Annotated in this window: 20 protein-coding genes; 11 read left to right on the top strand and 9 right to left on the bottom strand. The window is 64.8% G+C overall.

Annotated elements, in window-relative coordinates:
* The first annotated feature begins 56 nt into the window (after positions 1-56).
* From C0V78_RS10210 to C0V78_RS10255, 10 genes are all read left to right on the top strand, one after another.
* Complete coding sequence (locus C0V78_RS10210; RefSeq protein ID WP_101797615.1) at positions 57-896, top strand: pyruvate, water dikinase regulatory protein; 840 nt, start codon at positions 57-59, stop codon at positions 894-896.
* Positions 893-1,477, top strand: a complete 585-nt coding sequence (locus C0V78_RS10215; protein WP_101797616.1) for a nucleoside triphosphate pyrophosphatase — start codon at positions 893-895, stop codon at positions 1,475-1,477. Before C0V78_RS10210 ends, C0V78_RS10215 begins: the two co-directional genes overlap by 4 nt.
* The gene (locus C0V78_RS10220) at positions 1,474-2,304 is read left to right on the top strand and encodes a shikimate dehydrogenase (protein ID WP_101797617.1); all 831 of its coding nucleotides are present in this window, start codon (positions 1,474-1,476) and stop codon (positions 2,302-2,304) included. Before C0V78_RS10215 ends, C0V78_RS10220 begins: the two co-directional genes overlap by 4 nt.
* On the top strand, positions 2,301-2,900 hold the full coding sequence (coaE, locus tag C0V78_RS10225; protein ID WP_101797618.1) for a dephospho-CoA kinase: 600 nt from the start codon (positions 2,301-2,303) through the stop codon (positions 2,898-2,900). The genes C0V78_RS10220 and coaE overlap by 4 nt, the downstream gene beginning before the upstream one ends.
* A gap of 47 nt (positions 2,901-2,947) precedes the next feature.
* Positions 2,948-3,652 carry a DNA polymerase III subunit epsilon gene (gene dnaQ, locus C0V78_RS10230; RefSeq protein WP_101798311.1) on the top strand — a complete coding sequence of 235 codons (705 nt, stop codon included), beginning with the start codon at positions 2,948-2,950 and terminating at the stop codon, positions 3,650-3,652.
* Between the two features lie 6 nt (positions 3,653-3,658).
* The gene (hpf, locus tag C0V78_RS10235) at positions 3,659-4,225 is read left to right on the top strand and encodes a ribosome hibernation-promoting factor, HPF/YfiA family (protein ID WP_101797619.1); all 567 of its coding nucleotides are present in this window, start codon (positions 3,659-3,661) and stop codon (positions 4,223-4,225) included.
* 110 nt (positions 4,226-4,335) lie between these two features.
* Positions 4,336-4,797, top strand: coding sequence for a PTS sugar transporter subunit IIA (locus tag C0V78_RS10240; protein ID WP_101797620.1), 462 nt, complete (start codon positions 4,336-4,338; stop codon positions 4,795-4,797).
* Positions 4,772-5,257, top strand: a complete 486-nt coding sequence (locus tag C0V78_RS10245) for a PaaI family thioesterase (protein ID WP_101797621.1) — start codon at positions 4,772-4,774, stop codon at positions 5,255-5,257. The genes C0V78_RS10240 and C0V78_RS10245 overlap by 26 nt, the downstream gene beginning before the upstream one ends.
* Positions 5,257-5,583, top strand: a complete 327-nt coding sequence (locus C0V78_RS10250) for a DUF1491 family protein (protein WP_101797622.1) — start codon at positions 5,257-5,259, stop codon at positions 5,581-5,583. Before C0V78_RS10245 ends, C0V78_RS10250 begins: the two co-directional genes overlap by 1 nt.
* A gap of 221 nt (positions 5,584-5,804) precedes the next feature.
* A complete protein-coding gene (locus C0V78_RS10255; RefSeq protein WP_254049885.1) occupies positions 5,805-6,443 on the top strand; it encodes a cell wall hydrolase in 639 nt (212 codons plus the stop codon).
* A gap of 49 nt (positions 6,444-6,492) precedes the next feature.
* Here C0V78_RS10255 and xth read toward each other — a convergent pair whose 3' ends face one another.
* Genes xth through C0V78_RS10270 form a run of 3 tightly spaced genes read right to left on the bottom strand, consistent with a single transcriptional unit; the run spans position 6,493 to position 8,073 of the window.
* Positions 6,493-7,269 (bottom strand): exodeoxyribonuclease III, encoded by a 777-nt coding sequence (gene xth / locus C0V78_RS10260; RefSeq protein ID WP_101797624.1) that lies wholly within the window; start codon positions 7,267-7,269, stop codon positions 6,493-6,495.
* Positions 7,269-7,601 carry an iron-sulfur cluster assembly accessory protein gene (locus C0V78_RS10265; protein ID WP_101797625.1) on the bottom strand — a complete coding sequence of 111 codons (333 nt, stop codon included), beginning with the start codon at positions 7,599-7,601 and terminating at the stop codon, positions 7,269-7,271. The genes xth and C0V78_RS10265 overlap by 1 nt, the downstream gene beginning before the upstream one ends.
* Positions 7,602-7,641: 40 nt before the next feature.
* A complete protein-coding gene (locus C0V78_RS10270) occupies positions 7,642-8,073 on the bottom strand; it encodes a CBS domain-containing protein (protein ID WP_101797626.1) in 432 nt (143 codons plus the stop codon).
* A 104-nt stretch (positions 8,074-8,177) separates the two neighbouring features.
* Between C0V78_RS10270 and C0V78_RS10275 the strand changes: the two genes are divergently transcribed.
* A complete protein-coding gene (locus C0V78_RS10275) occupies positions 8,178-8,471 on the top strand; it encodes a hypothetical protein (protein ID WP_254049886.1) in 294 nt (97 codons plus the stop codon).
* Here C0V78_RS10275 and C0V78_RS10280 read toward each other — a convergent pair.
* Genes C0V78_RS10280 through C0V78_RS10305 form a run of 6 tightly spaced genes read right to left on the bottom strand, consistent with a single transcriptional unit; the run spans position 8,468 to position 13,904 of the window.
* Entirely contained in the window at positions 8,468-8,842 is a 375-nt protein-coding gene (locus C0V78_RS10280; protein ID WP_101797628.1) for a ferredoxin, read from the bottom strand. The genes C0V78_RS10275 and C0V78_RS10280 overlap by 4 nt on opposite strands.
* Positions 8,839-9,273, bottom strand: a complete 435-nt coding sequence (locus C0V78_RS10285) for a thioesterase family protein (protein ID WP_101797629.1) — start codon at positions 9,271-9,273, stop codon at positions 8,839-8,841. Before C0V78_RS10285 ends, C0V78_RS10280 begins: the two co-directional genes overlap by 4 nt.
* A 12-nt stretch (positions 9,274-9,285) precedes the next feature.
* On the bottom strand, positions 9,286-11,397 hold the full coding sequence (locus C0V78_RS10290; RefSeq protein ID WP_101797630.1) for a S9 family peptidase: 2,112 nt from the start codon (positions 11,395-11,397) through the stop codon (positions 9,286-9,288).
* Between the two features lie 51 nt (positions 11,398-11,448).
* Positions 11,449-11,862 (bottom strand): DUF2497 domain-containing protein, encoded by a 414-nt coding sequence (locus C0V78_RS10295; protein WP_101797631.1) that lies wholly within the window; start codon positions 11,860-11,862, stop codon positions 11,449-11,451.
* A gap of 18 nt (positions 11,863-11,880) precedes the next feature.
* Positions 11,881-13,314 (bottom strand): TolC family outer membrane protein, encoded by a 1,434-nt coding sequence (locus C0V78_RS10300; protein WP_101797632.1) that lies wholly within the window; start codon positions 13,312-13,314, stop codon positions 11,881-11,883.
* A 2-nt stretch (positions 13,315-13,316) separates the two neighbouring features.
* A complete protein-coding gene (locus C0V78_RS10305) occupies positions 13,317-13,904 on the bottom strand; it encodes a protein-L-isoaspartate O-methyltransferase (RefSeq protein WP_101797633.1) in 588 nt (195 codons plus the stop codon).
* Positions 13,905-14,012: the final 108 nt, after the last annotated feature.

The raw sequence follows: 14,012 nt of genomic DNA on the forward strand, positions 1-14,012 counted from the left end.
GGACTTGTCCCGTGGTTTATGCGGGTGACTTTCCACAGGGCTGTCCCAACACCGCGATGCCGAAGCTTCACCTGCACCTCCTGTCGGATTCCACCGGCGAAACGCTGGAGATGGTCGCCAAGGCCGCACTCGCCCAGTTCGACGATGCTCAGGTATCGCGCCATTTCTGGCCGATGGTCCGAAGCCAGCAACACCTGGACCGTGTCCTTGGCGAAATTGCGGCGCATCCCGGCCTGGTGCTGTTCACCCTGGTCAATCCGGAACTGCGCGCCCGGCTGGAAGACCGCTGCCGCGCGCTGGGCCTGCCGTCTGTGGCCGCGCTCGATGCCGTAACCGCCGTCCTGGAAGACATGCTGGGCGTCCAGGCCAAGGCCCGGCCCGGCCGGCAGCACCTGATGGACGAAGCCTATTTCGACCGTGTCGATGCCATCCACTACACCATCGCCCACGATGACGGTGTCAGTCATGAAGACTGGGAAGAGGCGGACATCGTCCTTGCCGGCGTCTCGCGAACGTCCAAGACTCCGACTTCGATCTACCTTGCCAACCGTGGCTACAAGGTGGCCAATATCCCGGTCGTGCCCGAAAGCCCGCCGCCCGATGCGCTCTATTCTCTCAAGCGCCCGCTTGTCGTCGGCCTGACAACGGCACCGGACCGGCTGATCCAGGTGCGGCGCAATCGCTTGCTCTCGCTCAACCAGGCGCCGGAAACCGCCTATGTCGATACCGATCGGGTGGCCAAGGAAGTGCAGTATGCGCGCCGCATGTTCGCCGATAACGGCTGGCCGGTGATCGACGTAACCCGGCGCTCGATCGAGGAGACGGCGGCCGCCGTGATCCGCCTGATGGGTGAACGGCATGAGGCCGATGCCGGTGAGGAGGCAACCGACGAATGATCGTGCTCGCTTCGCAAAGCGCCTCGCGCAAGGCCATGCTCGATGCTGCCGGGGTTCCCTTTCGCGCCGCCCCCGCCCATGTCGACGAGCGGGCGCTCGAAGCCGGGCTGGCTGGCGAGGCCCCCCGGAACATCGCCCTTGCCCTTGCCGAGGCCAAGGCCATTGCCGGCAGCGCTGCCAATGCCGGAGCGCTCGTCCTTGGCAGCGATTCGCTTGTCGATGTCGAGGGCAGGCGGTTCGACAAGCCGCGCGACCGCGATGAAGCGGCCGAGCACCTGAGGCATTTCTCCGGCCGCACCATGCAGCTCCATTCCGCCGCAGCGCTGGTGCGTGACGGTCAGCTCCGGTGGAGCGGCGCAGATGTCGCCCGGCTGAAGGTCCGCCCGCTGTCGGAAGCGTTCATCGCCGATTACCTCGATCACGAATGGCCAGCCGTCTCGGGCTGCGTCGGGGTGTTCCGCATCGAGGCGCGCGGACCCCATCTGTTCGAAGCGATCGAAGGGGACCAGTTCACCGTGCTGGGCATGCCGCTTCTCAAGGTGCTGGCGGCGCTTCGCGAAGAGGGAGTCCTAGTGGCATGACGCAGCCCTATGCCGAGGTGATCGGCGATCCGATCTCCCAATCGAAATCCCCGGTGATCCACGGCAACTGGCTCGCCCGGCTCGGCATCCCGGGCGAATATCGCGCCTGCCATGTCAGTGCGTCGGAGCTTGCTGCCTATATCGCCCGTCGCAGGGCTGATCCTGACTGGCGTGGTTGCAACGTCACCATTCCGCACAAGGAAAAGGTCGGCGCCTTGCTCGACCGGCTTGAACCGCGCGCCCAGGCGGTGGGAGCGGTCAATACCGTGTTCCGCGATGCCGACGGCCAGCTGGTGGGCACGAACACCGATGTCGACGGCGTGGCCGAAGCCCTGCGCGGATTCGACCTTGCCGGGCGCAAGGTCGTGGTGCTTGGCGCCGGCGGAGCGGCCCGCGCCGCCTTTTTCCACCTTGCCGGCGCCGGTTGCTCGGTCAGCGTCCTGGCGCGCAACCATGAAAAGGCGCGGGCGGCAATCGAACAGTGCGGGCTTGATGCCCGGTTGCTGCCGTTTTCTGGCGGCACCTCTGCCTTCGACGATGCAGTACTGGCGATCAACACCACGCAGCTGGGCATGACCGGGCAGGACCCCATGCCACGCTTTGTGCTTGAGGAAATCGACCAGATGCAGCGCGATGCCCTGCTGTTCGACATGGTCTATGCCCCGCGCGAAACCGGCTTCCTCAAGGCAGCGGCACAGACCGGGCGCGCAACTGTCGGCGGCCTGACCATGCTTGTCGGCCAGGCCCGCACTGCATTTGCCCGCTTCTTCGGCAAGGTCCCGCCAGCCAGCGGCGATGCCGAACTGATGCGCAAGCTGACGGCATGACCCGGCCTTTCATCCTTGGCCTCACCGGCTCCATCGGCATGGGCAAGTCAGCCGTTGCAGCCATGTTCCAGGGGCTTGGCGTGCCGGTTTTCGATGCTGACAAGGCGGTGCACGAACTGCAGGGTCCGGGCGGCGCGCTGCTCGGCCCGATCGAGGAGGCGTTTCCCGGCACCACGGGGCCGCAAGGCGTCGATCGCCAGAAGCTGGGCGCGGCGGTTTTCGGCAACGATGCGGAATTGCGGCGACTGGAAAAGATCGTCCACCCCGCTGTTGCGGCCATGCGGGCGCAGTTCCTGAAGGACATGGCCCACGAACCGTTGGTCGTGTTCGACATACCCCTGCTGTTCGAAAAAGGCGGCAATGCCGGAGTCGATGCCGTTCTGGTCGTCTCCGCCGGTCCCGAGGCGCAGCGTGCGCGGGTGCTTGCCCGGCCCGGAATGACCGAGGAAAAGTTCGAAAAAATCCTCGGCCTTCAGGTGCCCGACGCAGAAAAGCGCCAGCGCGCCGACTTCGTTATCGATACCGGAGTGTCACTCGCCGAGACGCGCCACGCGGTGCAGCGGCTGGTCCATTCAATTCTGGACAAAAATAGCTGAGTCGCACTCTTGCGGATGGCCGCGCACAGGCCGATATGAATCTGACAATGCGCGAAATCATCTTCGACACCGAAACCACCGGTCTCGATCCGCAAAGCGGAGACCGGCTGGTAGAACTGGGATGTGTGGAGATGGTGAACCGGGTCGTCACCGGACGCACGTTCCACGCCTATTTCAATCCCGAGCGCGACATGCCGGCACAGGCGGAAGCCGTGCACGGACTTTCCGCCGCATTCCTTTCGGACAAGCCCAAATTCGTGGAGCGGGCGGAGGAATTCCTTGAATTCATCGGCGATTCCCCGCTGGTTGCCCATAATGCGGGGTTCGACTTCGGCTTCGTCAACATGGAGCTTGCCGCATGCGGGCTTGAGCCGCTTTCACGCGACCGCATGGTGGATACCGTGGCGTTGGCGCGCGTTCGCCATCCCGGGGCCAAGAACTCGCTCGATGCGCTGTGCACCCGCTATGGCATCGATCGCAGCCATCGTACCAAGCACGGCGCGCTGCTCGATGCCGAACTGCTGGCACAGGTCTATGTCGAGCTTACCGGCGGCCGCCAGATCGGCCTCGAGCTTGCCGCCGAAACCACCGATACCCTTGTCGCCTCGGTCAGTGTGATCGTGCGCGAACGCACCTTCCGTCCGGCCCGGCCCCATTCGGCCAGTCCGGAGGAACTTGCCGCCCATGCAACCCTTATGGCGGGTTTTCCTTCGCCGCTGTGGGGGACGCAGGCGGATCGTATACAGGAGTAGGGAATTATGGATCTTCGCGTTTCCGGGCACCAGATTGCGACTGGCGAAGCACTTCAGACGCATGCCAGCGATCGGCTGAACGCCATCGTCGGCAAGTATTTCTCGCGCGCGCTTTCCAGCCAGGTAACGTTCAACAAGGCCCCGGCCGGGGCCTTCCGATGCGATATCGTGACTCACGTGATGCAGGGGCTGATCCTGAAGGGCGCCGCCGTGGCGCACGATGCCCATGCCGCATTGGACCAGGCAGCGGAAAAGATCGACAAGCAGCTTCGCCGCTACAAGCGCCGTCTCAAGGACCGGCACGAGGCTTCCGCCCACGCGCGGCAGGAAGAGGAAGCCGCCTATGTCGTCTTCGCCGAGCCTGAGGCCGAGGCAGAGGAAATCACCGTCGAGGCCCCGCTGGTCATCGCCGAAACCCGGGTCGACGTGCCGGAAGCCACGGTTTCCGATGCGGTGATGATGCTTGACCTGCGCAACACCAATGCCTTGCTTTTCAAAAACGCTGGCACCGGCAAGCATAATATGGTTTACCGCCGCGGCGATGGATCGATCGGCTGGGTCGAACCGTCCTGACACGCGTTTAGTCGCGGATTTCCGGGAGTGACATGCGCAGCGGGCCCCGATTCACGGGGAGCCTTCGCATTGCACACCCGGAATACGGTAACACGGGCCATTAATTTGAAATGAGCGCACTTTTCACCCTTTTGCCCGAAGCTGTCGGGACCATCTCCGCTGACAGCAAGGCGGCGATCCTGCAGCAGCTCGCAGACAGGTTCGCCGGGGTCTATGGCCTCGATGCCGGACACCTGCTTGAGCGAATCGAGGAGCGTGAGCGGCTCGGCAGCACCGGATTCGGGCGCGGCGTGGCGATTCCGCATGCGCGGATCACCGGCCTGCAGCGTCCGGTTGCCGCTTTCCTCCGGCTGGAAAGCCCGGTGGCTTTCGACGCTGCCGACGGCCTGCCGGTCGATCTGGTTTTCGGCCTGCTTTCCCCGGAAACCGCCGGGGCTGCGCATCTCCACGCCCTCGCCGCCATCTCGCGCATGATGCGCGATGAAGGCATGCACCAGGCGCTGTCGCAGGCACCCGGGGCAGAGGCGCTTTACGGCCTGCTGAGCAATGTCATCGACCGCGACGCCGCCTGACACCTCTGCGGCCGGTCCGGCCGGTGCCGAGCTGCACTGGCGCTGCCTGGAGAATCTCTACGCCTCCGCGCCGGTCAATTCGCTGTTTGCCTCGCGTATTGCGATCACCGGCGAGGGTGCGGCACGCATCGAATTCGATGTCGATGAACGCTGCTATCACGCGGCTGGCGCTGCCCATGGCACGGTCTATTTCAAGATGCTCGATGATGCCGCCTTCTATGCGGCAAACACCCTGGTGACGGACCGTTTCCTCCTCACCACCTCGTTCAATCTCCATTTTGTCCGCCCGGTGCGCAAGGGCAAGGTGATCGCCGAAGGCCGCTGGATCAGCGGCAGGCGCCGCGTCCTGGTGGCAGAAGCGCGGCTGGTCGATTGCGAAGGCGAGGAAATCGGACGGGGAACCGGCACCTTCATGCGGTCGCGCATCGCCCTGTCCACCCTGCCCGGCTACCACACCTGATGGGCGAGGCGCGGCTGCCCGTCCATATCGAGGTTTCGGGGCTTATGCGCCGTGCAGAAGCGGCCGGGGGATTTGCCACGATCCTTGCCAGGGGTGATTGGGAAGCGGGCACGATCATGGTCGTCACCTGCCACAAGGGCAGGGATTTCCGCGCCTGGGAGCGATTGCCGCAGCCCGATGGCACGCGCAGCTGGACCTGCTCTCGCGAAGAGGATCCCGCTGATCCTGCAGCGTTTACCACCTATCTTGATCGTCGCAGACAGCAGGATTCGGACCTGTGGATTGTGGAACTGGACATCGCAGAAGGCGAACGGTTCATCCGATAGACAGGTTTTGCGGGTTGACTTTGTTGCACCGCACAAACAAAGCGCCGCCACTTTCGTTGCGCAGGCGGCTTTTCCGGGTATTTCTGATCGGGAAGGCAGGCACGCAGACGGGGGGCAGCCGGCGAGTTCCTCGGTTGCCTGCAGGGCAAGAGCCTGAAAAGGTTCTTTTTGCAGGCTTCCAGTCTCGTGCGGGCGCGCCAACCGCACAAAAAGACTGAGTAATGAGTAAGGTTAAAATGGCCGGGTCGATTGCCCTGGCTGCAATGCTTGCATTTACGTTTATCAGCGCCGACCCGATCGGTGCCGCCGCAAAGGCGCAGGATCTGCCATATGCCGATGTACTGGCGAGCGATCCGCAAACCCAGACCATTCCCGCAGACAGCGAAGCGATGGAATCCCCGGCCGAGGACGCGACCGACGCGCCCGCCGATGAGGAACCCGTTACCGCCGCCACCCTGCAAGACCTGGTTGCCCGTCAGGCCACCAATGCCCCCCTTTCGCGCGAACTCGCCTGCCTTGCCGGTGCGATCTATTTCGAAGCGAAGAGCGAGCCGCTGATCGGCCAGCTGGCCGTTGGCCGCGTGGTCGTGGCCCGTTCGCGTTCGGGCCGTTTCCCCGATTCCTACTGCGGCGTGGTGTACCAGCCTTCGCAGTTCTCTTTCGTGCGCGGCGGCGGCATGCCTCCGATCGCCAAGGGGTCGCAGGACTGGAAGGAAGCCGTTGCCCTCGCCCAGATCGCCCACGAAGGTTCGTGGAAGAGCCCGGTCGAAGGCGCGCTGTTTTTCCATGCCGCCCGCGTTGCGCCGGGCTGGCGCCTCGCCCGTGTCGGCAAGCTGGGCAACCACGTGTTCTATCGCTGATTGCGGCGATCAGACCTGATCGAAAGGGCCGGGTAACTCCGGCCCTTTTTCATTCGGGGCGAAGCTGCACCCAGGCCGGTGCGTGATCGCTCGCCTTTTCCTTGCTGCGCTGGTGCTTGTCGACTCCGGCCGCCACCAGCCGGTCGGCCAGTTCGGGCGAAAGCAGCAGGTGGTCGATGCGAAAGCCGTGATCGCGCTGCCAGGCACCGGCCTGGTAATCCCAGAAGGTCCACACGCCCCCGCGCGGGTTGAGCCGGTCGATCGCATCGGTCCAGCCGTCGGCAAGGATGCGGGCATAGGCATCGCGTGATTCGGGCTGCATCAGCGCATCGTCTGCAAGCGCCCGGGGAGACCAGATGTCCTTGTCTTCCGGCACGACGTTGAAATCGCCGAGCACGATGGCGGGCACCTCCTCTGCCAGCACCTGCCGCATCCGCGCCTGCAGACGCTTCATCCAGGCCAGCTTGTATTCGAACTTCGGGCCCGGCTGCGGATTGCCGTTAGGCAGGTAGAGGCAGCAGACGCGCAGACCGAACACCTCTGCCTCAAGATAGCGCGACTGCTCGTCCTCGGGATCGCCGGGCAGGCCGCGCATCACCTCGACGGGCTTTGTGCCATCGGCAAGGATGGCCACGCCGTTAAAGCTTTTCTGCCCGTGCCAGATCGCTTGGTAGCCGATCTTTTCGAACTCCTCGGCCGGAAAGCCTTCATCCTGCGTCTTGATTTCCTGCAGGCAGGCGATTGAGGGGCGTTCCTCGTCGAGCCATTCCAGCAGGCGCGGCAGGCGGGCCTTGATGCCGTTGATGTTGAAAGTGGCGATCTTCATCAGATGGCGAAGGAAGAGCCGCAACCACAACCGGCGGTTGCCTGCGGGTTCTCCACCTTGAACATCGAGCCACCCATGGATTCGACGAAATCGACCACGCAGCCAGAAACCAGATCGAGGCTGACCGAATCGACCACCAGCTTGACGCCATCGGTTTCGGACACGGCGTCGTCACCCTCGATGCTCTCGGCCAGGCCAAAGCGGTACTGGAAGCCGGAGCAGCCACCCCCTTCGACCGACAACCGCAGCATCGGTGCCTTGCCCTGCTTTCCGGCGATGAAGGCCACCCGCCGCGCGGCGGAAGGCGTGAGCGTGATTGTCGCGGCGTCCATGCTGCCGATGTAGGGCTTCCCGGCCCCAGCGGCAAGCCGATCAGGCCGTCTGGATATAGGCGCGCATGGCCTCGGCGTCGGCCTCGATCCGGTCGATGCGGTATTTCACGAGATCGCCGATCGAAACGAAGCCCACGGTCCTGCCGCCTTCGGTTACCGGCAGGTGGCGGATGCGGCGACGCGTCATCAGCGAAAGTGCGGCCAGCACGTCTGTATCCGGGCTGACCGTGATGGCCGGAGACGTCATGACGTCACGCACGGGCCGGTCGAGCCCGCCGGCACCCTGGCTGGCGAGGCAGTGGATCACGTCGCGTTCGGAAAAGATGCCGGCTACGCTGCCGCCCTCGACGATCGGCAGGGCGCCGATCCGCTTTTCCGCAAGCAGCGCCAGTGCATCGCGCACGGTGCTGTCGGCATTGCAGGTTACGATTTCGGACTGAGTACGGCTGGCGATAATCCGCGCAATGGTCATGGCGGTTCTCCATCGAAGTGGCCGGGCGTGAAGGTGACACGATTCGCGTCTTTACGCGAGTCCCGCCATTGCCAATTGTGCCGGACAGGCGCATGGGCCGGCGCATGGACGTGAAGCCGAGCCCGCTCGATGATCCCGCTATCGCCGATTTTGCCTGGGCGCGATACAAACGCCTGATGCGCTTCATGGCCTGGTTCACCCTGGCCGTGGTCGCTGTGTGCTGGGTAGTGCTCTACCGTGAATCCGGCTTCGTCTCGATCCACTTCTACATCGCTACCGGTCTGGGGATCGGCTTTGCCATGCTGCTGATGTCGGCGCTGATGGGGCTGGTCTTCCTGTCGAACGGCACCGGGCACGATGACGCGGTGATCGATCCGCTGAGCGACGAGGACGATTAGTCCTCCGCCGGGTAGAGCCGGTACTCCTCGACCGGAACGCCGCCGACAAGGTGTTCGTCGATGATGCGCTCAAGCACCTTTTCGGTGCAGGAGTGATACCAGACGCCATCAGGCCAGACGACGGCGACCGGACCACCGGCGCAGATCTTCAGGCAATCGGCCTTTGTCCGCGCGATGCCGCCTTCGCGATCCAGGCCGCGTTCCTTCAGCCGCTTCTTCAGGAACTTCCAGCTCGCCGCGCCGATCGCCGGCGGGCAGCATTTGGCCTTCTGCGCTTCGGCGCAGAGGAAGATGTGCCGCTTGACCGGAACCGGATATTCTTCTGCCAGCGCCTTGCGTGCGGCCGCGATACGGGGGCTGTAACCGCTCATGCACGGACGCTCCATGCGCCTGTCGCGGCTTCGCGGAAGGAATCGGGAATCGGGTGGGGCTTGCCCTCCTTGGTGCAGACCATCACCGACCGGGCGAAGACCACCGGGCGATTGTCCTGGGTGATCAGCAGGTCCAGCGTATAGCTGGTGCGGCCCAGGTGCGATGCGCCGGCGTGAAGGTGCAGCGTGCCGGGATAGAACGCCTGCCCGACATATTCGATGCCAACGCTGGCCACCATCGAACCGATGCCGGAGATGGCCGATATATAGCCGCTGGCCCGATGGAAGCGGACCCGCCCTTCCTCGACGAAGTTGGAGAGCGACACGTTGTTGATGTGGCGATTCACATCCATGTCGCTGAAGCGCACGTCCACCTCGGTATCGAAGGGATAGCGCGCGGGATCGAGCAGGTGCGGGTCTGGCCTTGGCATGTCCTCCCTTGGCTACTTCCGCAGCCAGCGGTCAAGCCATGCAAACACGGTCTGGTGCCATTGCTTGGAATTCTTCGGCTTGAGCACCCAGTGATTCTCGTCCGGGAAGATCAGCAGTTCGGAAGGGATGCCCCGGCGCTGCAGGGCGGCAAAGCTGGCCAGACCCTGCGTATAGGGAATGCGGAAGTCCTTTTCGCTGGTGATCACCAGCATCGGGGTTTTCCACTTTGCCACGTGATTCACGGGGTTCCACTTCTCGTACTCCTCGGGAGCTTCGAAATAGGGCTTTCCGCCGTGTTCCCACTCGTCGAACCACAGCTCCTCGGTCTCGTAGGCCATCGCGCGGGCATCGAAGACGCCGTCGTGCTGGACAAGGCACCGGAAGCGGTCCGGCCACTGGCCGGCGATCCAGTTGGTCATGTAGCCGCCATAGCTGGCACCGAGCGCGCAGGTCTTTTCGCCATCAAGCGCGGAGTCGAGCTTGAGCGCGGCTTCCAGACCCTTCTGCAGGTCGACCAGCGGCTTGCCGCCCCAGTCGCGATTGATCGCATCGGTGAATGCCTGTCCGTAACCGGTCGACCCGTGGAAATCGACCGAGACCACCGCATAGCCCTGGGAAGCGAAGACGCGCGGGTTCCAGCGCCATGACCACGAATCGTTGTAGGATCCCTGCGGCCCGCCATGGATGAACAGCAGCACGGGCAGCTTGCCGGTGGTGCCGGCGGGCTTGTGGATCTGCCCCCAGACAGTCGCGCCATCGGCACCGGCAAAACTGTAGCGCCGCGATTCTATCGGAGCCAGGGCCGCCAGCTGCCCCTCGTTCGCGCGGCTAAGCTGCCGGGCCGGCTTGCCCGGCCTGTCGGCAATCCACACCTCTGCGGGAGAACCGACGCCATCGCGGGTGAACAGCAGGCCGCCGTTCTTCAGCGGCACGACATTCGCGATATGGCCTTCGCTCATGCCCTTGGGCATCAGACGCAGCCGCTCAACCTTGCCGGTGGCGGGATCGATGCGGAAAGCCGGGGTGTCCATCACATCCTGGGCCGTCGCGATCAGGTATTTCGAATCGGGCGTCCAGGCGAGCGAGGCAACCGAACGGTCCCAGTCCGCGGTCAGGGTCTTTTCCTCGCGCGTGGCGAAGTTGACCAGCCGAACCGCCAGCCGGTCGGATTCATAGCCGGGACGGGCCATGGCGGCATAGGCAAGCCACTTGCCGTCGGGCGATGGCGTGGGCAGCGTGTCGGTGGCCTTGTTGGCTTCGGTGATGTTGTGCGGCGTGCCGCCATCGAGCGGGGCGTGCCACAGGTCGGTATTGGTGGAGAGCGGCTCGTTGCGGTCTGCCTGCCGCGCGATGAACCATGCTCCCTTCGAATCGGCAGTCCAGGCCAGTTCCTCGCCGCCACCGTGCGGCTTGGTGGGGGTATCGCCGGTCAGCACGCCGGCCGGACCATCGAGCGATATGCCCTTGTCGGCTACCTTGCCGTCGGCACCCAGCGCGAAAGCGAAACCGCGGCTGTAATTGCCGTGCGTCTCCCAGGCATCCCAGTGGCGCACGAAGCCCGCACCATCCTTGTAGTGACGCCCGGTTCCCGGCCCGGGCTTGGTCGTATCGCCATCGCTGTCGCAGCCAAGCGTCGGACAGTCACGCGCGACATCGCCCCAGGCCATGATCTTCGTGCCATCGGGCGAAAGCTTGAAGCCGGATACGTCGGCCTTGAAAGACGAAGCCTGGACCGGCGCTGCGCCGGGCGAGGCAAGATCGAGCAACCAGATCTGGCTGGAGCCGGACTTGGCCGAGAGGAAATAGAGCTTCCTGCCGTCCGGACTGAAGGCGGGGTCGCTCTCGCTGGCATCGGTCAGGTCGGCGATGCGCTCGGCCGTTCCGCCCTTGGCGGCAATGCGCCACAGGCCGGTGGTGCGCTTGTAGCTCTGCGGATCGGTGTCGGTCTGCTGATAGATCACCCACTTGCCGTCGGGCGATGCCACCGGAGCCCCCACGCGCTTCAGCGTCAGCAGGTCTTCGATCGACATGGGCCGCGCAGCCGGGGTGGCCGACTGGGCGAGGGCCGGGACGGCGACAAGCGCCGACGAAAGCGCGAGGAGCGCGATTGCCTGTCTTTTCATGTGAAACCGGTTAGCGCCGGATGGCGCCGTTCGGCAAGCGCAGTTCGTCGATCAGAGCTTCTTGCCGACGATCCGCGCGATTTCCGCTGCGACCATCTGTTCCACCAGCGGCGGCAGGTTCTTGTCCAGCCATTCGGCCAGTGCGGGGCGGAGGAGGTCGCGCACCATGCCTTCCAGCGAGGTTTCGCCGGAACGGACGATCTGCGGAGCGACGCCGGGCTGGGCCATGACGGAAAGTGCGGCCAGCGATTCGCGCATGGTCACGCGGGCCTGCTCGGTCACCAGGGGCGTTTCCTCGACCAGTTCGGCCTCTTCGGAGAGATCGAGGATGCCGTCATCGTCGCCGGAAACTGCTTGATTCTGGGCGCGGCGCGGTGCCTCTTCCGCCAGGCGGACGTCACGCGCGATCACCTTCTTGATCGAGGCAAGAATATCTTCGACTGAAGGTTCGCCAGCAGGTGCCATTTGGAAGTTCCCCCCGATTCACTTCGCCGGGGGAATTGAACCGTCCTGCACCTTGGTGTCAACGGTTCGTGTGCCCTGCGGCTTGGGTGCCGGATCCAGATCCCAGTCGAACACCTTTCCGCGCACCCGCTGGTAGTTGACCTGCGGATCGTAGAGCGCCCCGCCGTCCAGCCCCAGGTCGCGTGCTTCGGCCTTGCCCATCGAAGAGAGCAGGTTGAAGCCGGCAACATAGGCGTTGCGGCGGGCCGTAACGAGCTGGACCTGCGCGTTGAGCAGTTCCTGTTCGGCGTTGAGGATGTCGAGAATCGTGCGATTGCCAACGCTGTTTTCTGCCCGCACGCCTTCAAGGCTGAGCGCCGCAGCATCGACTGCCGTCTGGCTGGAAAGGATCACGGCATTTGCGGCCTGCCACTGGGTGTAGGCGGAACGCACGCTGGCGATCACTTCGCGTTCGGTGGCGATTTCGTTCTCGATGGTCGCGCTTTCGCGGGCGCGGGCCTGACGCTGCTGGGCGGCGGGAAGGCCGCCGGAGAAGATCGGAATCGATGCGCGAACGCCTGCCGTCGCATTGGTCGAATTCTGGCTCAGCGCACCGCCACCCAGGGTGCCGAGGTAATCGGTGCGCGAAACGCCGCTGAACACCGAGATGCGCGGCAGGCGGCCGGCACCGGCGGCGTTGCTGTCAAAGCCCGCAGCCTTCGAGCGCTGGCGCGCAGCAAGGATATCGGGGTTGCTGTCCAGCGCGACCGTGGTCGCCTCTTCCGGGTTGGCCGGAAGGCCGGTCAGCGGCGGGGGCGGCTGGAGGTTCATCGGCTCCTTGCCGACAAGCTGGATATAGCGCTCCCGGCTGGCCGCCAGCGTTGCTTCTGCGGTTTCCAGTCCGGCACGGGCAACGGCCAGGCGCGATTGCGACTGGGCAACGTCGGTGCGGGTCAGGTCGCCGATCTCGAACCGGTCGCGGGTCGATTGCACGTTGACCGCCAGCACCTCGACGTTCTTGCGGCGCAGTCCGACGATCGCCTCGTTGGTGATGACGTCCAGATAGGCCGCAACCACGCCCGAGAAGATGCCGCTTTCCGCAGCGCGCAGGTCTGCCTGTCCGGCCAGTACGCGGGTCTGCGCGGCGCGCAGCGAGTTCTTCACCACGCCGCCCGAATAGATCGGTACGCTGGCATTGGCGCCAAGGTCAAGCGAGCGGTCCGGCCCGATCAGGCTCTGGCTCTTCAGTACCTCGGTATAGGTCGCCGTTCCGGCAATCGACGGCAGGCCGGGCGCGCGGGCGATGGGCACGCCTTCATCGACGGCGCGCTGGTTGGCGCGGGCGGCCTGCAGCGAGGGATTGGTATTGTAGGCGAGCGTCAGCGCTTCGCGCAGGTCATCCGCCAGCAGCGGGGCGGGAAGAGCCCCGGCAGCGACTACAGCAAGGAGGGCGAGACGATGACGAGGCGCCAAGGTCAGAAGCTCCAGCCCTTCCTGGCGGCGAATTCGGGAATCGCCGGCATGCCGATCTCCGCCAGCGGCAGCAGGGCAAGCGCCGAGCCCACCTTGCGGCCGGTGGCAAGCCGGGTGATCCCGCGCTCGACCACGCCGGTCACCACACGGCCATCATCGCCCAGCAGCGCCGCGATGGCGGCGGGCAGTTCCTCTGCTGCACCATCGACGAGAATCAGGTCGAAGGGTCCGCCCTTCTTCTTCGCGGAAGCATCGGCGGGCGTCATCGTCGAAACGGTCGCGCCCATCGCTGCGGCCAGCGCGGCCAGGTAGCCGTTGGTCGAGATCACCAGCACCTTCTCGCCGGCGCTCAGACCGGCTTCGGTCAGCATGCGGCCATGGACCAGCGGAGCGGGCAGGGCGTGGCCATCGCCGAGCACCACGGCGCGGTCGATATAGGCATTGGCCTTCAACGCTTCGGGAACATGGTCTTCGCGGGCCACCCTATCGAAGGCGGCGAGCACGGCGGGGTCATTCACGCCGCTTACGCGCAGCTGGCTGTCGATCATCGCGCGGCGGGCAGTTGCCGGCCGCTCGTCAAGCATGGTCATGCCAATTGGGTCCTTTGTGCGGGACGCTGTATTGCACATACAATACAGCGGTGCAATCCTGTTCGCTTTAGGGCAAGGCCGGTCTGCCGCCAAGCGTTTAGAACGCGG

Origin of the sequence: Novosphingobium sp. TH158, from assembly GCF_002855555.1 — a bacterium.
In the GTDB taxonomy this organism is placed as follows: Bacteria; Pseudomonadota; Alphaproteobacteria; order Sphingomonadales; family Sphingomonadaceae; genus Novosphingobium.

Coding starts and splice junctions, on each gene's coding strand:
- xth (WP_101797624.1), bottom strand. CDS start 7,269: ATGAAGATCGCCACTTTCAACATCAACGGCATCAAGGCCCGCCTGCCG.
- dnaQ (WP_101798311.1), top strand. CDS start 2,948: ATGCGCGAAATCATCTTCGACACCGAAACCACCGGTCTCGATCCGCAA.
- C0V78_RS10305 (WP_101797633.1), bottom strand. CDS start 13,904: ATGACCATGCTTGACGAGCGGCCGGCAACTGCCCGCCGCGCGATGATC.
- C0V78_RS10280 (WP_101797628.1), bottom strand. CDS start 8,842: ATGAGCGGTTACAGCCCCCGTATCGCGGCCGCACGCAAGGCGCTGGCA.
- C0V78_RS10210 (WP_101797615.1), top strand. CDS start 57: ATGCCGAAGCTTCACCTGCACCTCCTGTCGGATTCCACCGGCGAAACG.
- coaE (WP_101797618.1), top strand. CDS start 2,301: ATGACCCGGCCTTTCATCCTTGGCCTCACCGGCTCCATCGGCATGGGC.
- C0V78_RS10215 (WP_101797616.1), top strand. CDS start 893: ATGATCGTGCTCGCTTCGCAAAGCGCCTCGCGCAAGGCCATGCTCGAT.
- C0V78_RS10285 (WP_101797629.1), bottom strand. CDS start 9,273: ATGCCAAGGCCAGACCCGCACCTGCTCGATCCCGCGCGCTATCCCTTC.
- C0V78_RS10295 (WP_101797631.1), bottom strand. CDS start 11,862: ATGGCACCTGCTGGCGAACCTTCAGTCGAAGATATTCTTGCCTCGATC.
- C0V78_RS10250 (WP_101797622.1), top strand. CDS start 5,257: ATGGGCGAGGCGCGGCTGCCCGTCCATATCGAGGTTTCGGGGCTTATG.
- C0V78_RS10270 (WP_101797626.1), bottom strand. CDS start 8,073: ATGACCATTGCGCGGATTATCGCCAGCCGTACTCAGTCCGAAATCGTA.
- C0V78_RS10245 (WP_101797621.1), top strand. CDS start 4,772: ATGTCATCGACCGCGACGCCGCCTGACACCTCTGCGGCCGGTCCGGCC.
- C0V78_RS10255 (WP_254049885.1), top strand. CDS start 5,805: ATGAGTAAGGTTAAAATGGCCGGGTCGATTGCCCTGGCTGCAATGCTT.
- C0V78_RS10220 (WP_101797617.1), top strand. CDS start 1,474: ATGACGCAGCCCTATGCCGAGGTGATCGGCGATCCGATCTCCCAATCG.
- C0V78_RS10290 (WP_101797630.1), bottom strand. CDS start 11,397: ATGAAAAGACAGGCAATCGCGCTCCTCGCGCTTTCGTCGGCGCTTGTC.
- C0V78_RS10240 (WP_101797620.1), top strand. CDS start 4,336: ATGAGCGCACTTTTCACCCTTTTGCCCGAAGCTGTCGGGACCATCTCC.
- hpf (WP_101797619.1), top strand. CDS start 3,659: ATGGATCTTCGCGTTTCCGGGCACCAGATTGCGACTGGCGAAGCACTT.
- C0V78_RS10275 (WP_254049886.1), top strand. CDS start 8,178: ATGGACGTGAAGCCGAGCCCGCTCGATGATCCCGCTATCGCCGATTTT.
- C0V78_RS10265 (WP_101797625.1), bottom strand. CDS start 7,601: ATGGACGCCGCGACAATCACGCTCACGCCTTCCGCCGCGCGGCGGGTG.